17 protein-coding genes and 1 pseudogene are annotated in these 21,849 nt (G+C 60.4%); 10 read left to right on the top strand and 8 right to left on the bottom strand.

Annotated elements, in window-relative coordinates:
• Positions 1-26 precede the first annotated feature (26 nt).
• The gene (locus CFII68_RS01310) at positions 27-992 is read left to right on the top strand and encodes a GTP-binding protein (protein ID WP_018613909.1); all 966 of its coding nucleotides are present in this window, start codon (positions 27-29) and stop codon (positions 990-992) included.
• Between the two features lie 12 nt (positions 993-1,004).
• On the opposite strand, the gene CFII68_RS01305 is transcribed toward CFII68_RS01310, so the two are convergent.
• Positions 1,005-1,427, bottom strand: coding sequence for a DUF3301 domain-containing protein (locus CFII68_RS01305; RefSeq protein ID WP_018613911.1), 423 nt, complete (start codon positions 1,425-1,427; stop codon positions 1,005-1,007).
• A gap of 119 nt (positions 1,428-1,546) precedes the next feature.
• Here CFII68_RS01305 and pdxY point away from each other — a divergent pair, with 119 nt between their 5' ends.
• Entirely contained in the window at positions 1,547-2,419 is an 873-nt protein-coding gene (gene pdxY / locus CFII68_RS01300) for a pyridoxal kinase PdxY (protein ID WP_018613913.1), read from the top strand.
• Between the two features lie 111 nt (positions 2,420-2,530).
• On the opposite strand, the gene CFII68_RS01295 is transcribed toward pdxY, so the two are convergent.
• Positions 2,531-3,016: an acyl-CoA thioesterase gene (locus CFII68_RS01295; protein ID WP_003206993.1), complete on the bottom strand. Its 486-nt coding sequence runs from the start codon at positions 3,014-3,016 to the stop codon at positions 2,531-2,533.
• Between the two features lie 278 nt (positions 3,017-3,294).
• Here CFII68_RS01295 and CFII68_RS01290 point away from each other — a divergent pair, with 278 nt between their 5' ends.
• Entirely contained in the window at positions 3,295-5,058 is a 1,764-nt protein-coding gene (locus CFII68_RS01290; RefSeq protein WP_018613916.1) for a cation:proton antiporter, read from the top strand.
• 13 nt (positions 5,059-5,071) lie between these two features.
• Here the strand turns inward: CFII68_RS01290 and CFII68_RS0126260 are convergent, their stop codons facing one another.
• From CFII68_RS0126260 to uvrD, 3 genes are all read right to left on the bottom strand, one after another.
• Entirely contained in the window at positions 5,072-5,479 is a 408-nt protein-coding gene (locus tag CFII68_RS0126260; protein WP_024616886.1) for an SMI1/KNR4 family protein, read from the bottom strand.
• 140 nt (positions 5,480-5,619) lie between these two features.
• Positions 5,620-6,495, bottom strand: a complete 876-nt coding sequence (locus CFII68_RS01285) for a Tim44 domain-containing protein (protein ID WP_018613918.1) — start codon at positions 6,493-6,495, stop codon at positions 5,620-5,622.
• Positions 6,496-6,807: 312 nt separating this feature from the next.
• Positions 6,808-8,991 (bottom strand): DNA helicase II, encoded by a 2,184-nt coding sequence (gene uvrD / locus CFII68_RS01280; protein ID WP_018613920.1) that lies wholly within the window; start codon positions 8,989-8,991, stop codon positions 6,808-6,810.
• Positions 8,992-9,251: 260 nt separating this feature from the next.
• Here uvrD and CFII68_RS01275 point away from each other — a divergent pair, with 260 nt between their 5' ends.
• Positions 9,252-12,125, top strand: coding sequence for a bifunctional diguanylate cyclase/phosphodiesterase (locus tag CFII68_RS01275; RefSeq protein ID WP_018613923.1), 2,874 nt, complete (start codon positions 9,252-9,254; stop codon positions 12,123-12,125).
• A 69-nt stretch (positions 12,126-12,194) separates the two neighbouring features.
• On the opposite strand, the gene CFII68_RS01270 is transcribed toward CFII68_RS01275, so the two are convergent.
• On the bottom strand, positions 12,195-12,509 hold the full coding sequence (locus CFII68_RS01270; RefSeq protein WP_018613925.1) for a hypothetical protein: 315 nt from the start codon (positions 12,507-12,509) through the stop codon (positions 12,195-12,197).
• A gap of 441 nt (positions 12,510-12,950) precedes the next feature.
• Here CFII68_RS01270 and hexR point away from each other — a divergent pair, with 441 nt between their 5' ends.
• Positions 12,951-13,817 (top strand): transcriptional regulator HexR, encoded by an 867-nt coding sequence (hexR, locus tag CFII68_RS01265; RefSeq protein WP_003187110.1) that lies wholly within the window; start codon positions 12,951-12,953, stop codon positions 13,815-13,817.
• A 161-nt stretch (positions 13,818-13,978) separates the two neighbouring features.
• Positions 13,979-14,188 (top strand): PA3496 family putative envelope integrity protein, encoded by a 210-nt coding sequence (locus CFII68_RS01260; protein ID WP_018613928.1) that lies wholly within the window; start codon positions 13,979-13,981, stop codon positions 14,186-14,188.
• On the opposite strand, the gene CFII68_RS01255 is transcribed toward CFII68_RS01260, so the two are convergent.
• On the bottom strand, positions 14,130-15,092 hold the full coding sequence (locus tag CFII68_RS01255) for a LysR family transcriptional regulator (RefSeq protein ID WP_013694598.1): 963 nt from the start codon (positions 15,090-15,092) through the stop codon (positions 14,130-14,132). The two genes, CFII68_RS01260 and CFII68_RS01255, sit on opposite strands and share 59 nt — an antisense overlap.
• A 187-nt stretch (positions 15,093-15,279) precedes the next feature.
• Between CFII68_RS01255 and CFII68_RS01250 the strand changes: the two genes are divergently transcribed.
• Together CFII68_RS01250 and oadA are read left to right on the top strand one after the other, a co-directional pair.
• The gene (locus CFII68_RS01250) at positions 15,280-16,695 is read left to right on the top strand and encodes an acetyl-CoA carboxylase biotin carboxylase subunit (protein WP_018613932.1); all 1,416 of its coding nucleotides are present in this window, start codon (positions 15,280-15,282) and stop codon (positions 16,693-16,695) included.
• Positions 16,696-16,707: 12 nt separating this feature from the next.
• Positions 16,708-18,516: a sodium-extruding oxaloacetate decarboxylase subunit alpha gene (gene oadA / locus CFII68_RS01245; RefSeq protein ID WP_018613934.1), complete on the top strand. Its 1,809-nt coding sequence runs from the start codon at positions 16,708-16,710 to the stop codon at positions 18,514-18,516.
• A 63-nt stretch (positions 18,517-18,579) separates the two neighbouring features.
• Here oadA and CFII68_RS01240 read toward each other — a convergent pair whose 3' ends face one another.
• On the bottom strand, positions 18,580-20,751 hold the full coding sequence (locus CFII68_RS01240; protein WP_033062940.1) for an autotransporter domain-containing protein: 2,172 nt from the start codon (positions 20,749-20,751) through the stop codon (positions 18,580-18,582).
• Between the two features lie 439 nt (positions 20,752-21,190).
• Between CFII68_RS01240 and CFII68_RS01235 the strand changes: the two genes are divergently transcribed.
• Together CFII68_RS01235 and CFII68_RS28050 are read left to right on the top strand one after the other, a co-directional pair.
• Complete coding sequence (locus CFII68_RS01235; protein ID WP_018613939.1) at positions 21,191-21,511, top strand: hypothetical protein; 321 nt, start codon at positions 21,191-21,193, stop codon at positions 21,509-21,511.
• A 221-nt stretch (positions 21,512-21,732) separates the two neighbouring features.
• Positions 21,733-21,849: pseudogene (locus CFII68_RS28050) on the top strand (nucleoid-structuring protein H-NS); the annotation flags it as partial.

Genomic DNA, 21,849 nt, shown 5'->3' on the forward strand with positions numbered 1-21,849 from the left:
TTCACCTCCATCGAAAGCCGTCGATTATGTTGCAGCACATTCCCACCCATGTCATCGCCGGTCCCTTGGGCGCCGGCAAGACCAGCCTGATCAGGCATCTGCTGGCGCAGCGCCCGGCCAATGAGCGCTGGGCGGTGTTGATCAATGAGTTCGGCCAGATCGGCCTGGATGCCGCGTTGCTGACCCAGGCGGGCGATGGTATCGCACTGGGCGAAGTGGCCGGCGGCTGCTTGTGCTGCGTCAACGGCGCGCCGTTTCAGATCGGTCTTGGGCGTTTGCTGCGCAAGGCCCGGCCAGATCGGCTGTTCATCGAACCCTCGGGCCTGGGTCATCCGGCACAGTTGCTGCGGCAGTTGAGCGAAGCGCCATGGCTCGGTGTGCTGGCGGTGCAATCCTGTGTGCTGGTGTTGGACGCCCGGGCGATGGCGGACGGCAAGCCCTTGCCCGACGCGCAGCAACAAATCCTGGCGGATGCCGGACTGCTGGTGCTGAACAAGTCCGAGACCCTCACACAAGCCGATCGCGAACGGCTGACGGCGCAACTGCCAGGGCGTGCGTTGTACTGGACGCAACAGGCTGCGCTGCCGATCGATCGATTGCCAGGCCTTGCGGCTCGGGGCAGTGGGGCTGTGGATAACTTGAATCTACCGAAGAGCCTGGGCCAGATACCGGCCATTTGGTCCGACCCGACGCTGCCGATCTGCTTGTATCAGCAGCAGGAAGGCGGCTGGAGTATTGGTTGGCGCTGGCACCCCAGCCAGCAATTCGACGCAGCGGCGCTGACGCAATGGCTGCAAGGCCAGGACTGGAAACGGGCGAAGATGGTTATCCACAGCGTCGGTGGTTGGGTTTCAGCCAATGCGCTGGAGGGGGCGGTGGTGGGTTGGCAAACCAGTGAGTGGCGCCAGGATTCTCGGATCGAGCTGATTTTCGATCAGGTGCAAGACGTTGATCGCCTGCGAGCCGGGCTGGCGAACTGTCGGTGTCGCTGAGTCAGCCCCGTTTCAAGGCTTCCATTTGTTGTGTTCCTGGCGCCATTGGCTCAACTCGATGACTTCAGCCCTGGGTCTGGTCTGGACCGGTTCAATGGAGGGTGGCGGTGTTTCTTCGAAGGGCATCGGGTAGGGCGCTAGTTCTATTTGTGCGCTGTGGGCACCAAACTGGGTGATGGTGCCCGAATGGCGGCTTTCGCCGGTGACGGTGAACTCGAAGGTGTAGACGCGAGCCAGCCGTCGTCGTCCGCTGGCGTCTTTCACGAAACCGATCTTTTTCAGCGCCACGTTGCCGTCCAGCAGCTCGATCTTGAGGTTGGCGCAATGCTGCATGACCCTCGCCAACGCCCGTTCGCGCAAGCCATGGTTGTGCCACAGCCAGGCGCCGCCGGTAGCCAGCAGCATCAGCACGAAAATGTTTCCAAGGGTCAGCATGAACAAAGTGCTCCAACAAGTTGCTGCCAGCTTAACTGTCTCGCCGGTCTGTCGTACAGGCTGCGTTTAGTCGCATACTGCGCGGCTTGAATTTCAATCGTTTTACGGAAACTTCCCGCATGAAACGTACGCCTCATCTGCTTGCCATTCAGTCCCACGTGGTGTTCGGACACGCCGGCAATAGCGCCGCAGTGTTTCCGATGCAGCGGGTTGGCGTGAACGTTTGGCCGCTCAACACCGTGCAGTTTTCCAATCACACCCAGTACGGCCAATGGACCGGGGAAGTGCTGGCGCCAGAGCAGATACCGGCATTGGTAGAAGGCATTGCGGCCATCGGTGAGCTGGGTCACTGCGATGCGGTGTTGTCCGGTTACCTGGGCAGCGCGGCTCAGGGGCGGGCGATTCTGATGGGCGTGGCGCGGATCAAGGCCGCCAATCCGAAGGCGCTGTACCTGTGTGACCCGGTCATGGGGCATCCAGAGAAGGGCTGTATCGTGGCGCCCGAGGTGAGCGAGTTTCTCCTGGAAGAAGCTGCTGCCGTGGCGGACCTCATGTGCCCGAACCAACTGGAGCTGGACAGTTTTTCGGGACGCAAGGCGCAGTCTTTGCTCGATTGCCTGGCCATGGCCCGGGCGTTGTTGGCCCGTGGGCCGAAGGCGGTGCTGGTCAAGCACCTGGCCTACCCTGGCAAACCCGATGACAGCTTCGAAATGCTGTTGGTGACCGCCGATGGCAGTTGGCACCTGCGCCGTCCGCTGCTGGCTTTCCCGCGTCAGCCGGTGGGCGTGGGTGACCTGACGTCAGGGTTGTTCCTGGCGCGGATACTGTTGGGGGACAGTCTGGTGGCGGCGCTCGAATTCACTGCCGCAGCGGTGCATGAAGTGCTGCTGGAAACCCAGGCCTGCACAAGCTATGAGCTGGAACTGGTCCGCGCCCAAGACCGGATCGCCCATCCACGGGTGCGGTTCGAGGCAGTGCCGATCAGCCTCTGATCAATGCAAGCCCCTTGTGGGAGCGAGCTTGCTCGCGATAGCGATGTCACAGCCAATCTTTATGTTGAATGTGATGCCCTCATCGCGAGCAAGCTCGCTCCCACATCTCGGTTAAGGCCCGTCTGCCTTGATGTCCTGATAACGCTTTTCCAGCTCCTGGCGAATCTGCCGGCGTTGCTGGGCTTGTTCGTAGCGGCGTTTTTCTTCGCTGTTTTGCGGCTGCAAGGGCGGCACGGCTGCGGGTTTACGCAGGTCATCCACCGCGACCATGGTGAAGAAGCAACTGTTGGTGTGGCGTACCGAGCGTTCGCGAATATTTTCGGTCACGACTTTGATGCCCACTTCCATCGACGTGTTGCCGGTGTAGTTCACCGAGGCCAGGAAGGTCACCAGTTCGCCGACATGAATCGGCTCACGGAAAATGACCTGGTCAACCGACAGGGTCACCACGTAGCGCCCGGCGTAGCGGCTGGCGCAGGCGTAGGCGACTTCGTCGAGGTATTTGAGCAAGGTGCCGCCATGGACATTGCCAGAGAAGTTGGCCATATCGGGGGTCATCAACACCGTCATCGACAGCTGGGCGTTTCCGGGTTCCATAACGTACTCACGGTTCAAGGCAGCAATGTTGGAGTGCACCTCTGCGGGTGCTGGTGAGTGGCCTGCAAACAGGTCACCAGGTTTTTAAAACCACCGATATCGGGACGCTGCGCCTGTGGTTGCCGTCACGCGCCGATGGATCTGTTTCCATATATTGCACCGTCTTTTTGTCGGAAGTCGCGGTGTTACCCTTCAAAAGCCCGTTGTGAGGGCAATTCCTACAGAGGAAATGGATTTCTCCAGCTCTGCGATGAGTCATTTGAACAGGGAGCCCCGACATGCATGCCATCAGTTTCATTCAAGACTTGGCAATCATCATGATGGCAGCGGGGCTGGTGACCGTGCTCTTTCATCGTTTCAAGCAACCGGTGGTATTGGGCTACATCGTGGCCGGCTTCATCATCGGCCCGCATACGCCGCCGTTCGGTTTTATCCACGACGAAGACACGATCAAGACCCTGGCCGAGCTCGGGGTGATCTTCCTGATGTTTTGCCTGGGCTTGGAGTTCAGCCTGCGCAAACTGTTCAAGGTTGGGGCCACGGCCTTCATCGCGGCGTTCCTCGAAATCGTGCTGATGATCTGGATCGGTTATGAAATCGGCCGCTGGTTCGAGTGGAGCACCATGGATTCGCTGTTCCTCGGCGCGATCCTGGCCATTTCCTCCACCACCATCATCGTCAAGGCCCTCAACGACCTGAAGATGAAGAACGAGCGTTTTGCGCAGCTGATCTTCGGGGTGTTGATCGTCGAGGACATCCTCGGTATTGGCATCATCGCCTTGCTGTCGAGCATTGCCGTCAGCGGCACCGTGAGCTCCGGCGAGGTGTTTTCCACGGTCGGCAAGTTGTCGTTGTTCATGATCGTCGCGTTGGTCATCGGCATTCTGCTGGTGCCGAGGGTGCTGGCCTACGTGGCGAAGTTCGACAGCAACGAAATGTTGCTGATTACCGTGCTGGGCCTGTGTTTTGGTTTCTGCCTGCTGGTGGTGAAGCTGGAATACAGCATGGTGCTCGGGGCGTTCCTGATCGGTGCGATCATGGCCGAGTCCCGGCAACTGCTGAAAATCGAGCGGCTGGTGGAACCGGTGCGCGATCTGTTCAGCGCGATTTTTTTCGTCGCCATCGGGCTGATGCTCGATCCGGCGATATTGCTGCAGTACGCCTGGCCGATTGCGGTGATCACGGGTGCAGTGGTGCTCGGCAAGATGTTGTCCTGCGGCCTCGGTGCCTTTATCGCCGGCAACGACGGACGCACCTCGCTGCGCGTTGGGATGGGCCTTTCGCAGATCGGCGAATTCTCCTTCATCATCGCGTCGTTGGGGATGACCCTGCAGGTCACCAGCGATTTCCTCTATCCAGTCGCGGTCGCCGTCTCGGTGTTGACCACACTGCTGACGCCGTACCTGATCCGGGCCGCCGACCCACTGTCCGTCAAGTTGGCGACGCTCATGCCGCAACGGCTGACGCGGGTGCTGGGGATGTATGGCGAATGGCTGCGCAGCATCCAGCCCCATGGTGAAGGGGCGTTGGTGGCGTCGATGATCCGGCGGATCTTGCTGCAGGTCGGCGTCAACCTGGCGCTGGTCATTGCGATTTTTGTCTCGGGCGGTTATTTCGCCGAGCGGATGTCGGCTTACCTGCAAGCGTGGATCAGCGACCCGAGCTGGCAGAAAGCCTTGATTTGGGGCGGGGCGTTGTTGCTGTCGCTACCGTTCCTGATCGCCGCCTATCGCAAGCTCAAGGCGCTGTCGATGCTGCTGGCGGAGATGGGCGTGAAGCCGGAGATGGCTGGCCGCCACACCCAGCGCGTGCGTCGGGTGATCGCCGAAGTGATCCCGATTCTCTCGCTGCTGGTGATTTTCCTGCTATTGGCAGCCTTGTCGGCCAGCATTCTGCCGACCAACAAGTTGCTCGTACTGATCGCCGTAGTGGCGACCACCGTGGCGGCACTGCTCTGGCGCTGGTTCATCCGCCTGCATACACGGATGCAGGTGGCCTTGCTTGAAACCCTGGACAATCACAAGGACCCGTCCGGGCATTGACCGGCGACGGGGCTCAGCTTTCCAGCCAGACGTCCCGCGCCCAGTGCCAGACCGATTCCCAGGTTTCTTCGGCGACCAGTTCTTCCTCGGCCTGCCACAGCACCACAGTGCCGTCTTCTTCGACGCAATAATAATCGTCGCCGTCCTGGCAGATCGGGATCAGGCTGCGGTCGACACCGGCATCCCAGGCATTGGCGGCAACGTCCGGCAGGTAGGTGTGGGATTGTGGATCGGTGACGGTCACCGGTTCCAGGCTGCCATAGACGACATCGCTGACGGTCAGCAAAAACTCCCTGAAGACGAATGGGATATCGATGAACAGCTGCTCCTCGATCTCTACCAGCAAGTCTTCGTCGGGCAACTCCAGCGGGACCGGTACGGGCTCGTTGGCTTCACGCAATTGTTCGATGATTTCTTCCACGTCCGGGGATCCTCTTTCTCGATGGCGCGGTTTTATATGGAGCGGTTTATACAGTAGCTCGCTATAGATGCAACTGCGAAATAGAAAACCCCGGCCTGAGCCGGGGTTCTTTTATTTCAACATGCAAAACGGGCAAAGGTTCAACCGTTCTGGCGGATACCGGCCACCAGCCAAGGCTGGTCATCGCCCTGGGCACGTTCCATGTTCCAGCTTTCGCTGAACGCTTCGCCCTTGTCGAAGCGAGAATCCTTCGACACACCGCTGAAGGTCAGGGTGGCGATGGTCTTGTCGGCGCGATCGTCGACGCCGTCCAGTTGCACGTTCAGATTGTCGATGTAGGTGGACTGGAAGCCATCGCCCAGTTCGGCCCGCTCGCGCTTGAGGAACTCCAGCAGCTGCGGGGTCACGAACTCGGAGATCTTGTCCATTTCGTTCGCGTCCCAATGTTGCTGCAGGGACATGAAATGGTTGCGCGCGGCTTCGACGAAGCGGCCTTCGTTGAACCAGGCTGGCGCATTGATGACCGGACGGACGGCGGCAGGCGCTGCCGAACCGCCGAAGATCGAACCACTGGCAGGCTGCTGGTTGAACACTTCACGCTGCATCGGCGCGTGGCCGGCTGGAGCCAATTGCTCCTGCTGCTTGCGACGACGGGCGGCAATGAAGCGGAAGACCAGGAAGGCGATGACCGCCATGATCAGGATGTCGAAGATCTGCATGCCCTGGAAGCCGTCGCCCATGAACATGGAGGCGAGCAGGCCACCGGCGGCGATGCCGGCCAGGGGGCCGAGCCAGCGCGAAGCACCGCTGGCCTTGGTGGCAGCGCCTGCGGCACCGGCCGCGCCTGCGGTGGCAGCGGTAGAACCGGCGGCAGAGGACGGTGCCATCTGGCTGGTCTGGTGAGTCGGGGCAGCGCCCGAGCTTTTACCACCGCCAAAACGCTTGGCGGCATTGGCGTCGATGGCCATCGTCAGGCCGATGCACAGCGCCATGGCGATGCTAAGAAAACGTTTCATATAAAGGCATTCCCATTTGTGGATAGCACGCGCGCCATGTTGCACAGCTGAACTGTTGCTGGCTAGTGACAGAGTGTTTCGGGCTTTTGCGTGACAGCTTAGGTTCAGCTTCGGCTGTGCAAGAAGGCTTGTTCGCTTTGGGCTGTAGGAAAAGTAAATAAGTTCGGTCGGAAACTAATGTGGGATAGAGAGAGATACCTGTGGGAGCAAGGCTTGCCCGCGATAGCGATCTGTCTGACGCATCTGTGTTGAATGTGCCACCGCCTCGCGGGCAAGCCTTGCTCCCACAGCAAGGTGCTTCTTACGAAATCCTTAGATCGCTTCCAGCTTGGCATACCCCAGCATCAGCCACTTGCTGCCTTCGCTGAAGTTCACCTGCACCCGCGCCTGGGCGCCAGCGCCCTCGAAGTTGAGGATCACGCCGTCGCCGAATACCGAATGCCGCACGGTCTGGCCGAGGCTGAAGCCGGTTTCCGGGATGTTGCTGCCGCCGAACAGGCTGCTGGTGCTTTGTTGCTGGCCGCCACCGAACGGTCGGCTGACACTGTTGGACAGCCGCACTTCCTGGATCAGTCCCTTCGGGACTTCACGTACGAAGCGTGACACCTTGTTGTAGGTCTCGCTGCCATACAAACGTCGGGTTTCGGCGTAGGTCAGCACCAGATTCTGCATGGCGCGGGTGATACCGACATAGGCCAGGCGCCGTTCCTCTTCCAGGCGGCCCGGTTCCTCCAGGCTCATCTTGTGGGGAAACAGGCCCTCTTCCATACCCACGAGGAACACGTAGGGGAATTCCAGGCCCTTGGCGCTGTGCAGGGTCATCAGTTGGATGCTGTCTTCATGCTCGTCGGCCTGGGTGTCGCCGGCCTCCAGGGAGGCATGACCCAGGAAGGCCGACAGCGGCGTCAGGTCTTCGTCTTCTTCGGTGCTTTCGAAGTTGCGCGCGGCGCTGACCAGTTCCTCAAGGTTTTCCACCCGGGCCTGGCCTTTCTCGCCTTTTTCCGCTTCGTGGTAGGCGATCAGGCCGGACTGTTCGATGACGGTCTGGGTCATCAAGTGCAGAGGCATTTCCCCGCACTTGGCGGCCAGGTCCTCGATCAGGTCCATGAAGGCCTTCAGCGCACCGGCGGCGCGACCGGTCATGCCTTTGTTGGCGACCAGTTGGTGCATGGCTTCCCACATGGACACATGGCTGTGGCGTGCGTGATCGCGAATCGCCTCGACGGTTTTCTCGCCAATGCCTCGCGTTGGCACGTTGATCACCCGCTCCAGGGCTGCATCGTTGCCACGACCTTCGATCAAGCGCAGGTAGGCCATGGCGTTCTTGATTTCAGCACGCTCGAAGAAGCGCTGGCCGCCGTAGATGCGGTAGGGGATTCGCTCGCGCAGCAAGGCCTCTTCGAGCACCCGTGACTGGGCGTTGGAACGGTACAGGATGGCGATGTCGCTGCGGGCCAGGCCGGTTTTCAGCGCGCTTTCGATGGTTTCCACCACGTAGCGGGCTTCGTCGTGTTCGTTGAAGGCGGCGTAGAGGTTGATTGCCTCGCCTTCGCCGCCGTCGGTCCACAATTCCTTGCCCAGGCGCCCGGTGTTGTTGGCGATCAGGGCATTGGCGGCCTTGAGGATGCCGGCGGTGGAGCGGTAGTTCTGTTCCAGGCGGATGACTTCGGCGTCCGGGAAGTCCGCCGAGTATTGGTGGATGTTCTCGATTTTGGCGCCGCGCCAGCCGTAGATCGACTGGTCGTCGTCACCCACCACCATCAGGCTGTCACCGCCCTTGGCGAGCAGGCGCAACCAGGCGTATTGCACGGCGTTGGTGTCCTGGAATTCGTCCACCAGTACATGCCGGAAGCGCTTCTGGTAATGGGCCAGCAGGCCTGGGTGGTCGCGCCACAGGTCCAGCGCCCGTAGCAGCAGCTCGGAGAAGTCGATGACTCCGGCACGCTGGCACGCCGCCTCGTAGGCTTCGTAGATGCTGCGCATGGTCGCCAGGAACAGGTCGCCGCTGGCCTGGATGTGTTGCGGGCGCAGGCCTTCGTCTTTCTGGCCGTTGATGAACCATTGCGCCTGGCGGGCTGGCCAGCGCTGCTCGTCCAGGCCCAGCTCGCGGATCACCCGCTTGACCAGGCGCTGCTGGTCGTCGCTGTCCAGGATCTGGAAGGTCTGGCTCAGCCCGGCCTCCTGCCAATGCGCCCGCAACAAGCGGTGCGCCAGGCCGTGGAACGTGCCGACCCACATGCCGGCGGGGTTGATGCCCATCAGTTGCTCGATGCGATGGCGCATCTCGGCCGCGGCCTTGTTGGTGAACGTCACCGACAGGATCGAATGGGGCGAGGCGTTCTCGACCTGGATCAACCAGGCGATACGGTGCACCAGCACTCGGGTTTTACCGGAGCCGGCACCGGCCAGGACCAACTGACGACCCACGGAGGCGGCTACGGCCTGACGTTGGGCATCGTTGAGGGAGTTCAGCAGAAGGGAGAGATCATCGCGCATCGGGGCATTCTAGGGTGCGGCGTCACCCCGGGCAAACCGAGCTTTGCATCAGCCGATAAAAGACCGGTTGTGGATGACCGGCGGGTCATAGGCTACAGCCATTGGCGGGACTCGCTTCGAAGGGGCGCGAGCCAATGAAATAGCGACTTTTTCCGTATTTTTATGAGCTGGGGCAGTGTGGGATGGCCCATGGCTTGTGTATGCTCGGTGCTTGTTTCGGGTTCTCCACGCTCTACTGAATAAGAACAAGAACAGTGCCAATGACCCTCAATTCCGATCCGGCGGGCCCCTGTGTGGAGCCGCGGATCATCTGCAAGCAGTACGCCATGGAGATGGCGGTCGAGCGCACACGTCTGCTGTATCAAGGCTCGCTGCTGCCTACGCTGTTCATGTTGCTCAACGGTCTGGTCTGCGCCGCGCTGTTGTGGGAGCCGCGGCGCTATTTCCTGGTCAGCGTCTGGCTCGTCTGGTTGCTGTCACTGGTGGCCTTGCGGGTGATCCAGGTGGCGGCTTTCGATTCGGCGATGCCAAGCCGTCAGGCACACCCGATCTGGTTGCGCATGTTTTTGCTGGGTTCCGCGATGACCGGCCTGACGCTGGCTGGGGCCGGTATCGCGCTGGTCCCGGCCGACAGCTTCCAGCAGCAGGCCTGGGTGTTTGGCCTGATTGGCGCGGCTGCCCTGTCCGCCAGCGTGGCCTACGCGGTGAGTCTTCCCGCCTTCCTGTCCTTTACCTTGCCCTGCCTGTTACCGGCCATCGGCTATCTCTTCTGGGGCGGCGATGAGCAGCAACGCGGGTGGGGCTGGCTTGGGCTGATTGTGCTGGTCTCGTTGAGCGTGGTGGCCTGGCAAGTCAACCGCTTGATCCAAAGCAGTCTGTTGCGACGCTTCCAGAACCAGGCGCTGATCGAGCACCTGCAGCAAGCGCAAACCCGCAGCGCCCAGCTCAACGACGCGCTGGCCCGGGAGGTCGAGCAGCGTCGTTCTGCCGAGGAAAAACTGCGGGCGGCCCAGGTGGGCCTGGAGGCGCGGGTAGCGCAGCGCAGTCTTGAACTGGAGGTCACCAGCCAGGCCTTGAGCAAGAGTGAGGCGCGTCTGGCCCTGGCGCTCAAGGCCAGTGAACTGGGGTTGTGGGATTGGAACCTGCAGACTGACGAAGTCCATCACACCCAGCTCAAGGAACTCTTCGGCCTGGAGCCCGAATACATCACGGCGATGCTCACTCACCTCACTCCGCGCCTGCACCCTCAAGACCTGCCGGCGCTCAAGCGAGCCCTGGTCGAACACCTCAAGGGCCGCAGCGAGGATTACCAGATCGAATACCGTGTGCGTCACGGCGACGGTCACTGGGTCTGGATCGAAGACCGCGGCCGGGCCGTGGAGCGCAGCATGAGCGGGCGGGTGCTGCGTATGGTTGGCACCCGGCGAGACATCAGCGCCAGCAAGGAACTCGAGCAGCAACGGCAACTGGCGGCCACAGTGTTCGAAGCCGCCAGCGAAGGGATCGTGATTTTCGACCCCCACTACGTGCTACTCGCTGCCAATCAGGCGTTCACGCGGGTCACCGGGTTCAATATCGATGACATGCTCGGGCGCAACGTGGTGGACCTGCCGTGCAGTCGCGACGCGCGCCGGCATTACCCCATCATTCGCCAAGCGCTCAAGCAGCACGGCACCTGGCAGGGTGAGTTGGTAGAGGCACGTGCCAACGGCGAGTTGTATCCGCAATGGCTGCAACTGAACGTCGTGCGCAATGCGCGGGGAAATGTCAGCCATATCGTGGGCTTCTTCGCCGATCTTTCGGCGCGCCGCGAATCCGAAGAACGGATGCGCTACCTGACCCATTACGATGAACTGACCGGGCTGGCCAATCGCTCGCTGTTTCGCGAGCGCCTGCACGAAGCTCATCAGCGTGTGCGCCAGGGCGGACGGCGCAGCCTGGCGTTGCTGCATATCAACCTGGACCGTTTCAAATTGCTCAACGACAGTCTCGGCCATGACATCGCCGACCAGTTGTTGCAGAAAATGGCACGACGCCTGATCAATGCGCTGCCTGAGGCGGATACCATCGCCCGGTTATCGGGCGATGAGTTTGCGGTGTTGTTCGATGCCTATGGCAACCTTTCAAGCCTGGCGCGGGTGGCGACCCGGCTGGCCGCCAAACTGCGTGTGCCGCTGACCATCGAAGGCCATGAACTGGTGCTCAGTGCCTCGATTGGCATCAGCTTGTTGCCCGACAATACGCGGGAAATTGCCACACTGGTCAGCCAGGCGAACATGGCTATGCAGCATGCCAAGCATTTGGGGGGCAACAACTTCCAGTTCTACACCGATAGCCTCCAGGCCAGCACGCTGGAGCGCCTGCAACTGGAGAATCAGCTGCGCAAGGCCTTGGAAGAGCAACAACTGAAGGTCTTTTATCAACCAAAACTGTGCCTGGCGACCGGTCGCCTGAACGCCGCCGAGGCGTTGGTGCGTTGGGATCATCCGGCCATGGGCCGGGTGCCCCCGGGGGATTTCATCGGCCTGGCCGAAGAGACCGGGTTGATCGGGCCGATTGGCGAATTCGTGTTGCGCCAGGCTTGTTGGCAGGCATGCGAATGGCAGCGCCAGGGGCTCGCGCCGATCAGGGTGTCCGTCAATCTGTCGGTGCATCAACTGCGCCAGGGCAAGCTGGTCAGCCTGGTGCGGCAGGTACTGGAAGAAACCGGTCTGGCCCCGCAATACCTGGAGCTGGAACTGACCGAGAGCCAACTGCTCGACAGCGTTGAACACATCATCGCCACGTTCCAGCAATTGCGGGACCTTGGAGTCAAGCTGGCGATCGACGATTTTGGCACCGGCTACTCATCGCTGAGCTACCTCAAGCGCATCCCGGTGGATTACGTGAAGATCGACCAGGCGTTCATTCGCGGGTTGGGTGAGGGCAGTGTGGATGCGGCAATTACCCGGGCAATCATTGCAATGGCCCATGGGCTGTCGCTCAAGGTCGTGGCCGAAGGCGTCGAGCGGCAGGAGCAGCTCGAATTCCTCAGGAACGAACGTTGCGATGAGGTTCAAGGGTATCTGATCAGCCGGCCGGTGGAGGCTGAAGGGTTGGCTGGGTTGTTGCGGGCGCAACACCTGGTTGAATGAGCCTGAACCGCAACGATAACTTCCCGTCAGGCAACGAAGTCGTCTGACGGAAAGTTATGGGGTCTACGCTTAGTTAGTGATTAGCACGTCATCGATGTGGTGCAGTAACTGGCCTTCGAAAAAGATACTGACGCCAGTGACATTGGAGTCGCCCAGCTCTTTGTATTCAACGAACTTGTCGGTCAGTACTTGCAGTGAAACTCCATCGGAATGTTCAAGTTTCAATTCCAGTCGCAGGTCAAAGGACTTGTCCTGTAGGTCGCTGCGTACCAGCGTCGGGGTAACGCCGCTATTGGCTACAGTGACGGTGCCAAAGGTGCGGAAAGATGCGGCACCTGGCATGCGGTCGATTTGTGCGGTCCAATCTTTAGTCGTGATTTTCATGGTTGTAACTCCTGTAGTTAAGTTGATTGCGTCCTGCGGGAGCCAATATATCGACTTTGACTTGAGAGTGTCTGCTCAATTGCGGTTGGTATTGTAAGGAGAAATGAGTTTCCGATGGCTTACTTGGTTCTGTTTTAAGATCTACTGTCTATTGTTACTGGGAGATATTGTTGAGGGGCGCAAGTTGTTTTAGGCGTTGGCTATTGACCGATAGACGATTTTCCCCGCGTTGAAAGCCCAGGACGGGCCTGGAAATCAGCGGATCGGCAGCGTTGAAGGTTTGCGCTACGGCACAAGCTGCTACATCGGGGGATCCTCGGCCAAAACAAAGGGGCAGCGCGGCAATCCAGTTACGTTTTGGACGGGCAAAAAGCCAGTTCTTGTAGTATAACTACAAGCTTGCTACATCCCGGCATCTGCCCATAACAAGAGTCCAGCCCCTTGAACCTGTTGCAACACATCGCCCAGTCACGCCACTTGCTACGCAAGTCGGAGCTGAAAGTCGCCGATCACGTACTGCTTGATCCTGCGGCCGTGATGCATAGCTCCATGGCCGATCTTGCCCACAGCGTCGGCATCAGCGAACCGACCATCGTGCGTTTCTGCCGGGCCATCGGTTGCTCGGGTTTCCAGGACCTGAAACTCAAGCTGGCGCAAAGCCTGGCCGCCGGCGCGAGCTTCGGTCAGTTTGCGATCCACGAAGACGATTCAGTGGCGGACTACAGCCTGAAAATCTTCGACACGACCCTGCATACGCTGATGGAGGTTCGCGAGAAGCTCGACCCGGTGGCGCTGCAAAAAGCCGTCACGGCCATGTCCCAGGCCCAGCGTGTCGAGTTTTATGGCTTCGGTGCCTCGGGTGCGGTGGCAGCCGATGCCCAGCACAAGTTCTTCCGGTTGCTGCTGACGGCTGCGGCCTATTCCGACCCGCACATGCAGGCCATGTCAGCGGTGACCTTGAAACCCACCGATGTGGCGATCTGCATTTCCCAGTCGGGGCGTTCCAAGGACTTGCTGATCACCGCGAACCTGGTGCGCGAAAGCGGTGCCTCGCTGATCACCTTGTGCCCGAGCCAGACGCCATTGGCGGAACTGTCCACGGTCAACCTGGCCATCGACGTGCATGAAGACACCGAGATCTACACGCCGCTGACCTCGCGCATCGCCCACCTGGTGGTGATCGACGTGCTGGCAATGGGTGTCGCCATGGCCCGTGGTCCAAGCCTGGTCAACCATCTCAAGAGCGTGAAGCGCAGCCTTCGCAGCCTGCGGCTGTCGCCCAAGTCGGTGAAGGCGCTGGACGACTGAATCCCAAGCCCTGAGGTCGAGGGGCTTTTGTGGCGAGGGAGCAAGCTCCCTCGCCACAGGGATCGTTTGCCCGAATTCATCGTTCTGTAACGCACGCGCCGCCAAACCGTCATCCCGCGCCGTCATCGTAAAGCTCCCGTATACGTCTTGGGAGTCTCGACATGACCCAGTCCTACGAAGAACGCAGCGCCGTCAAAACCCGTCGTCAGCAGGAAGACCAGCGCCGCATGGCGTTCCGTCGTGCCATCGAAGACCGCTATGAACAGCGCCAGCTCCTGGCCGAGATCAGCGAATTTCCTGACGCGGCAGAGTTCAATTACTGGCAGGCAACGCCGGCGGCTTCCCGTCGAAACGCTCAACCAGGCCGATGATCTGAGCGCGCTCGCCGCGAACGAATGCCAGGAAGGCGTGAGCCACCGGTGACAGGCGTTTGGCCCTGGCTTGCACCAGGCACCAGCTGCGGTACAGCGGCAATTCCTCCACCGGCAACTCGATGAGTGCGCCGGACGACAGTTCCCGGCTCACGGCGTGGCGCGTCAACAGCGCCACGCCCAGCCCGGCCACTACACACTCGCGCTGGGCCTCCGCCGACGCCACCTCCAGTGTCTGGGTGAAATGCACCCGTTTCTCCTTGAAATACTCCTCGCAGGCCAGTCGCGTGCCGGACCCCGGTTCGCGCAACAGCAGCGTATAGGGCTCCAGGTCCTGCAAGCGCAGCGGGCCCATGTGGCACAACGGATGATCGGGCGGCGCCACGGCGACGATGGGGTTGTTGAGAAAGGGCAGGAATTCCAGGCCCATGTCCTGGGGCACCATGGACATGATCACCAAGTCGTCACGGTTGTCCGAGAGCCGACGGATGACCTGGCCGCGATTGACCACCGTGAGGTTCAGGTTGACCTCCGGATGCTGGCGCTTGAACGCGGCGAACAGGTGCGGGACGAAGTACTTGGCGCTGGACTCCACCGCCAGCTTCAATTGGCCTTGCAGCGAACCCTGCATGTCCGAGAGCTGCATGTCGAGGTTTTCCAGGCGTCCGAAGATGTCCCGGCTGGCACGTTGCAGGGCTTCGGCGGCTTCGGTCATGTAGAGCTTTTTGCCAACATACTCAAACAGCGGTTGGCCAATCAGCTCTTCCAGGGAACGAATCTGTAGGCTGACGGCCGGTTGTGTGAGAGACATTTCATCAGCTGCACGGCTGTAGGACCTCAGGTCGCACACCTCGTTGAAAATCTGCAATTGACGTAATGTCATACGCATCAATGACTTACGCATCTTTCAAGCACCCTGGGCCGAGACGGATAGCGCAACTATAAGTCTTTGCTTATGCATGACCCAATAATTATTCATTTTTGTTAATCAACAGCCAGGACTAGTGTGGGGCTGCGACCAATTGTTACATCTGGTCACGCGTCGGCCTGGACCCCAGGCCGTGGTATCACCGGCTCAAGGGAACCTCCAATTGATAACAAAGATCCTGATCGCCAACCGTGGTGAGATTGCCGTCCGCATCGTGCGCGCTTGCGCCGAGATGGGCATTCGCTCGGTCGCGGTCTACTCCGACGCGGACCGCCATGCGCTGCACGTCAAGCGTGCGGACGAGGCCCACAGCATCGGCGCCGATCCGCTGGCCGGCTACCTCAACCCGCGCAAACTGGTGAACCTGGCGGTGGAAACCGGCTGTGATGCCTTGCACCCCGGCTACGGTTTCCTCTCGGAAAACGCCGAACTGGCAGACATCTGCGCTGAACGCGGCATCAAATTCATTGGCCCTTCGGCAGAAGTCATTCGCCGCATGGGCGACAAGACCGAAGCGCGCCGCAGCATGATCAAGGCCGGTGTGCCGGTCACGCCGGGGACCGAAGGCAACGTGGCGGGCATCGAAGAGGCGCTGATTGAAGGTGATCGCATCGGCTACCCGGTGATGCTCAAGGCCACGTCCGGCGGCGGCGGTCGTGGTATCCGTCGCTGCAACAGCCGCGAAGAACTCGAACAGGCCTTCCCGCGGGTCATTTCCGAAGCCACCAAGGCATTCGGTTCGGCGGAAGTGTTCCTGGAAAAGTGCATCGTCAATCCCAAGCACATCGAAGCGCAGATCCTCGGTGACAGTTTCGGCAACGTGGTGCACCTGTTCGAACGGGACTGCTCGATCCAGCGCCGCAACCAGAAGCTGATCGAAATTGCCCCGAGCCCGCAGCTGACCCCCGAGCAGCGCGCCTACATCGGCGACCTGTCGGTGCGTGCCGCCAAGGCCGTGGGCTACGAGAATGCCGGCACCGTGGAGTTCCTGCTCGCCGAAGGCGAGGTGTACTTCATGGAAATGAACACCCGGGTGCAGGTGGAACACACCATCACCGAAGAAATCACCGGTATCGACATTGTTCGCGAACAGATCCGCATCGCCTCCGGGTTGCCGCTGTCGGTCAAGCAGGAAGACATCCAGCACCGTGGCTTTGCGTTGCAGTTCCGTATCAACGCCGAGGACCCGAAAAACAACTTCCTGCCCAGCTTCGGCAAGATCACCCGCTATTACGCCCCTGGCGGCCCGGGTGTGCGCACCGACACGGCGATCTACACCGGCTACACCATTCCGCCGTTCTACGATTCGATGTGCCTGAAACTGGTGGTCTGGGCGTTGACCTGGGAAGAAGCGATGGACCGTGGCCTGCGGGCCCTGGATGACATGCGCCTGCAGGGGGTCAAGACCACCGCCGCGTATTACCAGGAGATTCTGCGCAATCCGGAATTCCGCAGCGGCCAGTTCAATACCAGCTTCGTTGAAAGCCACCCTGAACTGACCAACTACTCGATCAAGCGCAAACCCGAAGAGCTGGCCTTGGCCATCGCCGCCGCCATTGCCGCCCACGCAGGCCTGTAAGGAAGTATGACCATGTCCAAGAAGATCTTTGTTACCGACACAATCCTGCGCGACGCCCACCAATCGCTGCTCGCCACCCGCATGCGCACCGAAGACATGCTGCCGATCTGCGACAAGCTCGACAAGGTCGGCTATTGGTCGCTGGAAGTGTGGGGCGGCGCGACATTCGACGCTTGCGTGCGCTTCCTGAAAGAAGACCCGTGGGAGCGCCTGCGCCAACTGCGCGCGGCGCTGCCCAACACCCGTCTGCAAATGCTCCTGCGCGGCCAGAACCTGCTGGGCTACCGCCATTACAGCGATGACGTGGTCAAGGCGTTCGTGGCCAAGGCTGCGGTCAACGGCATCGACGTGTTCCGTATTTTCGATGCGATGAACGACGTGCGTAACCTGAAGGTCGCCATCGAAGCGGTGAAGGCTGCCGGCAAGCACGCCCAGGGCACCATCGCCTACACCACCAGCCCGGTGCACACCATCGACGCGTTCGTGGCCCAGGCCAAGCAGATGGAAGCCATGGGTTGCGACTCGGTGGCGATCAAGGACATGGCCGGCCTGCTGACCCCATACGCCACTGGCGAGCTGGTGAAAGCGCTGAAGGCCGAGCAATCGTTGCCGGTGTTCATCCACTCCCACGACACCGCCGGCCTGGCCGCGATGTGCCAGCTCAAGGCGATCGAAAACGGCGCCGATCACATCGACACCGCGATCTCCAGCTTCGCCTGGGGCACCAGCCATCCGGGCACCGAGTCGATGGTCGCGGCCCTCAAGGGCAGTGAGTTTGACACCGGCCTGAGCCTGGAACTGCTCCAGGAAATCGGCCTGTACTTCTACGCCGTGCGCAAGAAGTACCACCAGTTCGAAAGCGAGTTCACCGCGGTGGACACCCGCGTCCAGGTCAACCAGGTGCCGGGCGGGATGATCTCCAACCTCGCCAACCAGTTGAAAGAGCAGGGCGCACTGAACCGGATGAACGAAGTGCTGGCGGAGATCCCGCGCGTGCGCGAAGACCTCGGCTTCCCGCCGCTGGTGACCCCGACCTCGCAGATCGTCGGTACCCAGGCGTTCTTCAACGTGTTGGCCGGTGAGCGCTACAAGACCATCACCAACGAAGTGAAGCTCTATCTGCAGGGCGGTTACGGCAAGGCGCCAGGCTCGGTGAGCGAGAAGCTGCGTCGCCAGGCCATCGGCAGCGAAGAGGTGATCGACGTGCGTCCGGCCGATTTGCTCAAGCCGGAAATGACCAAGCTGCGCGGTGAAATCGGTGCGCTGGCCAAGTCCGAAGAGGACGTACTGACCTACGCCATGTTCCCGGACATCGGTCGCAAGTTCCTCGAAGAACGCGAAGCCGGCACCCTGACCCCGGAAGTGCTGCTGCCAATCCCCGAGGCGGGCAGCGTGAGCTCGGCGGGCGGCGAAGGCGTGCCGACCGAGTTCGTCATCGATGTTCACGGCGAAACCTACCGCGTCGACATCACCGGTGTGGGCGTCAAGGCCGAAGGCAAGCGTCACTTCTACCTGTCCATCGATGGCATGCCGGAAGAGGTCGTGTTCGAACCGCTCAATGAATTTGTCAGTGGCGGCAGCAGCAAGCGCAAGCAAGCCACTGCACCGGGCCATGTCAGCACCACCATGCCGGGCAACATCGTTGATGTGCTGGTCAAGGAAGGCGACGTGGTGAAGGCCGGTCAAGCAGTGCTGATCACCGAAGCCATGAAGATGGAAACCGAAGTGCAGGCGGCCATCGCCGGCAAGGTCACCGCGATTCATGTAGCCAAGGGCGACCGGGTCAACCCGGGCGAGATCCTGATCGAGATCGAAGGCTGAATAAACAGCCTCGATACAACGCTTTAACCTCGGGGGGGCATGTGCTCCCCTTTTTTTTGCCTGTCAGAACATCATTCGCCACTGGCCGGTCAACGCGCCGTTGCGGTTGTCCTGCCCCGTTTCGCCGCTGTAGTTCAGTCCCAGGGTATGACGTGGCGATACGGCCAGGTCCAGTCCTGCTTGCAAGAGAAGGCTGTCGCGGTCCAGCTCGACTCCTTTGATGAGGTAGACATTGCCGCCGTTAGCCAGGCGTTGATGGGAGCTGCCCCTGATGTCGCCGTATAGGTGTTTCCAGCCGACATCGACGCGCGGCGTCAATCGCATGCCTTGGTCGAAGACAAAAGGGCGGGCGAGGCGCAGGCCGAGGTCGCTGCTGAAGTGTTCCTGGGTCTGGTCGTGGTATTGCAGCGCGGCATCGCCACCTTTTTCCGCGTAGGCGTCGCGTTGGTAGCGTTGGTACCCCACCTGGACGTAGGGCTCTATATCGAACGGTCCGACGTCCAGGTGGTAGCCGACCTGTCCGAAGACCTGTTGCGTCGTGGCGTCGTAGCGACCCTTGAGGCGATCACTGAAACCGTTGAACGCGACATGGCGCTTGGTGCTGCCGTCGTGATTGCCATGGACAGCGCCCAGGCGCAGCGCCAGCGGACCGTCCTCGCGCAAGGCGTAGGCGCCCACGAGCCAACTGTCGAGCGCTCCGTCGAATTGATAGCTGTCCAGTCGTGTCTGGGTCTTGCTGCCGATGATGCCCAACCGCCAATTGGAGCTGACAGCCCAATCGGTTCCCAGCATCAGGCCCTTGGTCGAATGCTTGAGGGCATAGCTGCCCAATTCCTTGGCGAGGCTACCGCTGTTGCCGATGGCCTGGACCCAGACTTGGCCGTTGTCGTACCCATCCGCCGGACTTCTCCGGCTCATGGCCGAGAGCATTCCCGTGCTGATCGGCGCGACACTGCTCAAGGTGACATTGCCCAGGTCGGCGGTGTCATAACCGCCCAGTTGGTCGATGGCATCGGCAGCGGTGGTCAGGTTGGTGCCGAGCAGCGCATTGACGGCTGCGTTGGGTTGCGCGACGGGAGTGGTGTGCGGCTGGCTGGTGGGTTTCGGTTCAATGCTGGCCACTGGCGACGCTTGGCGGGGATGTTGGGCCGGATCGACTTTCGCTTGGGTGGTAGGTGACCGGACAGCCGCTACATTGTCGACAGGCTTGGGCGGCAGTGGCGTGGCCGTTTGCGGATCTTCGATACTGTTGGTGAATCTTTCTGCGTTTTCGTTCTTTGCTGCAACCTTGAGGGGGATGTCGTTGCGCGCATAGGTCAGGCCAACCTCCGTCCCGCTGTAGTGCGGGGTCGCCGTCATGAAGGTGAGATTGCTAATGACCGTGCCGAACTCACCCTCAATGTCCCCCGCTCGGATCACCGTGTGCTCGCTCGTGCCCATGTTTTCGACCGGTACAGCATCGATTTTCAGGGTCGTGTTGTTCAGTGTCGCGGTGCCTTCAACGTTGATCGTCGAGCTACGACCATCAGCATCGACGCCATAGATCAGCTCTGCGCCGCTCAACAGCTCGAAGTTTCCTTTGATCGAGGGGGCACCGGTCTCAGGCCCGACCCTCAACTGACCCGCTACGCTCAGAAATTCCACGGATCCATTGCCGCTGAAACTGGCGTTCTCGCGCACATGGACACCGCCATTGACTGTGCCGGAATTTGTCATGCGGGCGCTTGGTTCGATGATCACGTTGTTGGCGACAACCCCCTTGTTATCGAACGCACCGAGTACCCCGATCTGTCCGTCGATATGGCCGGTGTTGGTCAACGTGGTCTCCGGCTCGATCACTCCCCAACCAGCGAAATTCCCGGTGTGCTCCCATTCGCCTTTAGTGACATGCAAAGCCTCGAAATTGCGGGTCTCAGGTACTTTGGAGTGTTGAGCATCGCCCAATCGCAGAACGTTGGTTCCGCCACCTCCATCAACAGTCCCGCCGAACGTGCCATTTGCGCTGACGTTGACCAAGTCATTGGTCTTAGTCAGTTTCATGCCTTTTTTGCGGGGGGTGACAATACTGTGATGCTTAGTGTCTGTAGCTTCTTCGAGCGCTTTGAGACGCTCTTGAAACTCGGCCGTCGTAGGAGTCTCGGCAGGTGACTGAGCCATCGAAACCTCGACACAGCCGAGCGCCAAGGCTATTGCCAGAGCGAGATGTTGGGGAAGATATGAGTGTTGGGTAGGCATTGAGTACGACCTCTCATGAATGAGGTCGAACTTTAAAAATTTCATCCCGGGTCGCGATGCCAGCCGTCTCCTAGCCGCTGGCGAGACATAGCGATGGAGCTTGTAGGCTGCCCACGCTGTGATCACAGCATCACCGCGCCGGCCTCCGTGGCTCGAAGCATTGCCCTACAGCATACCCAGACCTTTCTGCGTGGCTGAATTCCGAGATCTGTCTGTCAAATATCGAATCTGTAAACCCGTTCCGGGTTTCACGTAGGATAGCTCCGAGATCAAGAAACCCGGTTTTTTGTCATTAGGGCCTCGCCTATAGTTCTCTCGTCATCGACAAATCGGTGACCGATCTTAGCCGGTCGAACAAGAGTGCACGAGCGCCCCCAACGGCGGCGCTTTTTGCTGCCTCCGCGAACGGCGGTAGCTCCTAACTCAAGAGAGCAACCCGATGATCAAGTTCCATCCCCTTCAAGCAAATACCAGCGCCGGAGCCACGCTTTTTATCGACACGGAAGCCGGCGCCTCCGATCTTTTGGAAACTGCTGCGCATCGCATCAAAGTGGCTCGAGATTTACTCAACAGCGTTTCCTGTCTATGCATGAAAAGCGCCGAAGGCTATGACCTGGAGCACTTCACCAGCGCCGCGCATCTGCTGTTGCAGGACGGTTGCGATGCGCTGGAAGTGTTGGGGTGGAGCATTGATGGGTGTGATCTCCAAACTGCACCTGCTAGCGATTCGGCTGCACCTCAGGCGGATTTTCCTGCTTAGTCGTTGAGCTGGGTGGGATTTTAAGGTCGGTGTGTATATCCGTTTCTGCGGTAACGGCCACTTAGGGTTCCGCCCTGACGGCGGGTCACTTTCGAAAAGCCCGGAAGCCGGCCCAGTCGGAAGTAACCAAAGCGCTCTATGCCCCACCACTTGGTGCCTCGCTTAGGCTCGGCATGCCCGCACGCAGCCCTTGCTCCGTGGGCCGCCGCAAAGGGCCATCCATGGCCCAGCGCGGCTACCTCGGCATCCATGCCGAGGTGCCCACTGCGCAAGACCTGCGTGCGGCCATCGTGGTTAATGGGGCGCTGAGATCAACGTCCACCGCGAGGCGGCCTTAT

The organism is Pseudomonas sp. CFII68, assembly GCF_000416195.1.
Taxonomy (GTDB): Bacteria; Pseudomonadota; Gammaproteobacteria; order Pseudomonadales; family Pseudomonadaceae; genus Aquipseudomonas; species Aquipseudomonas kilonensis.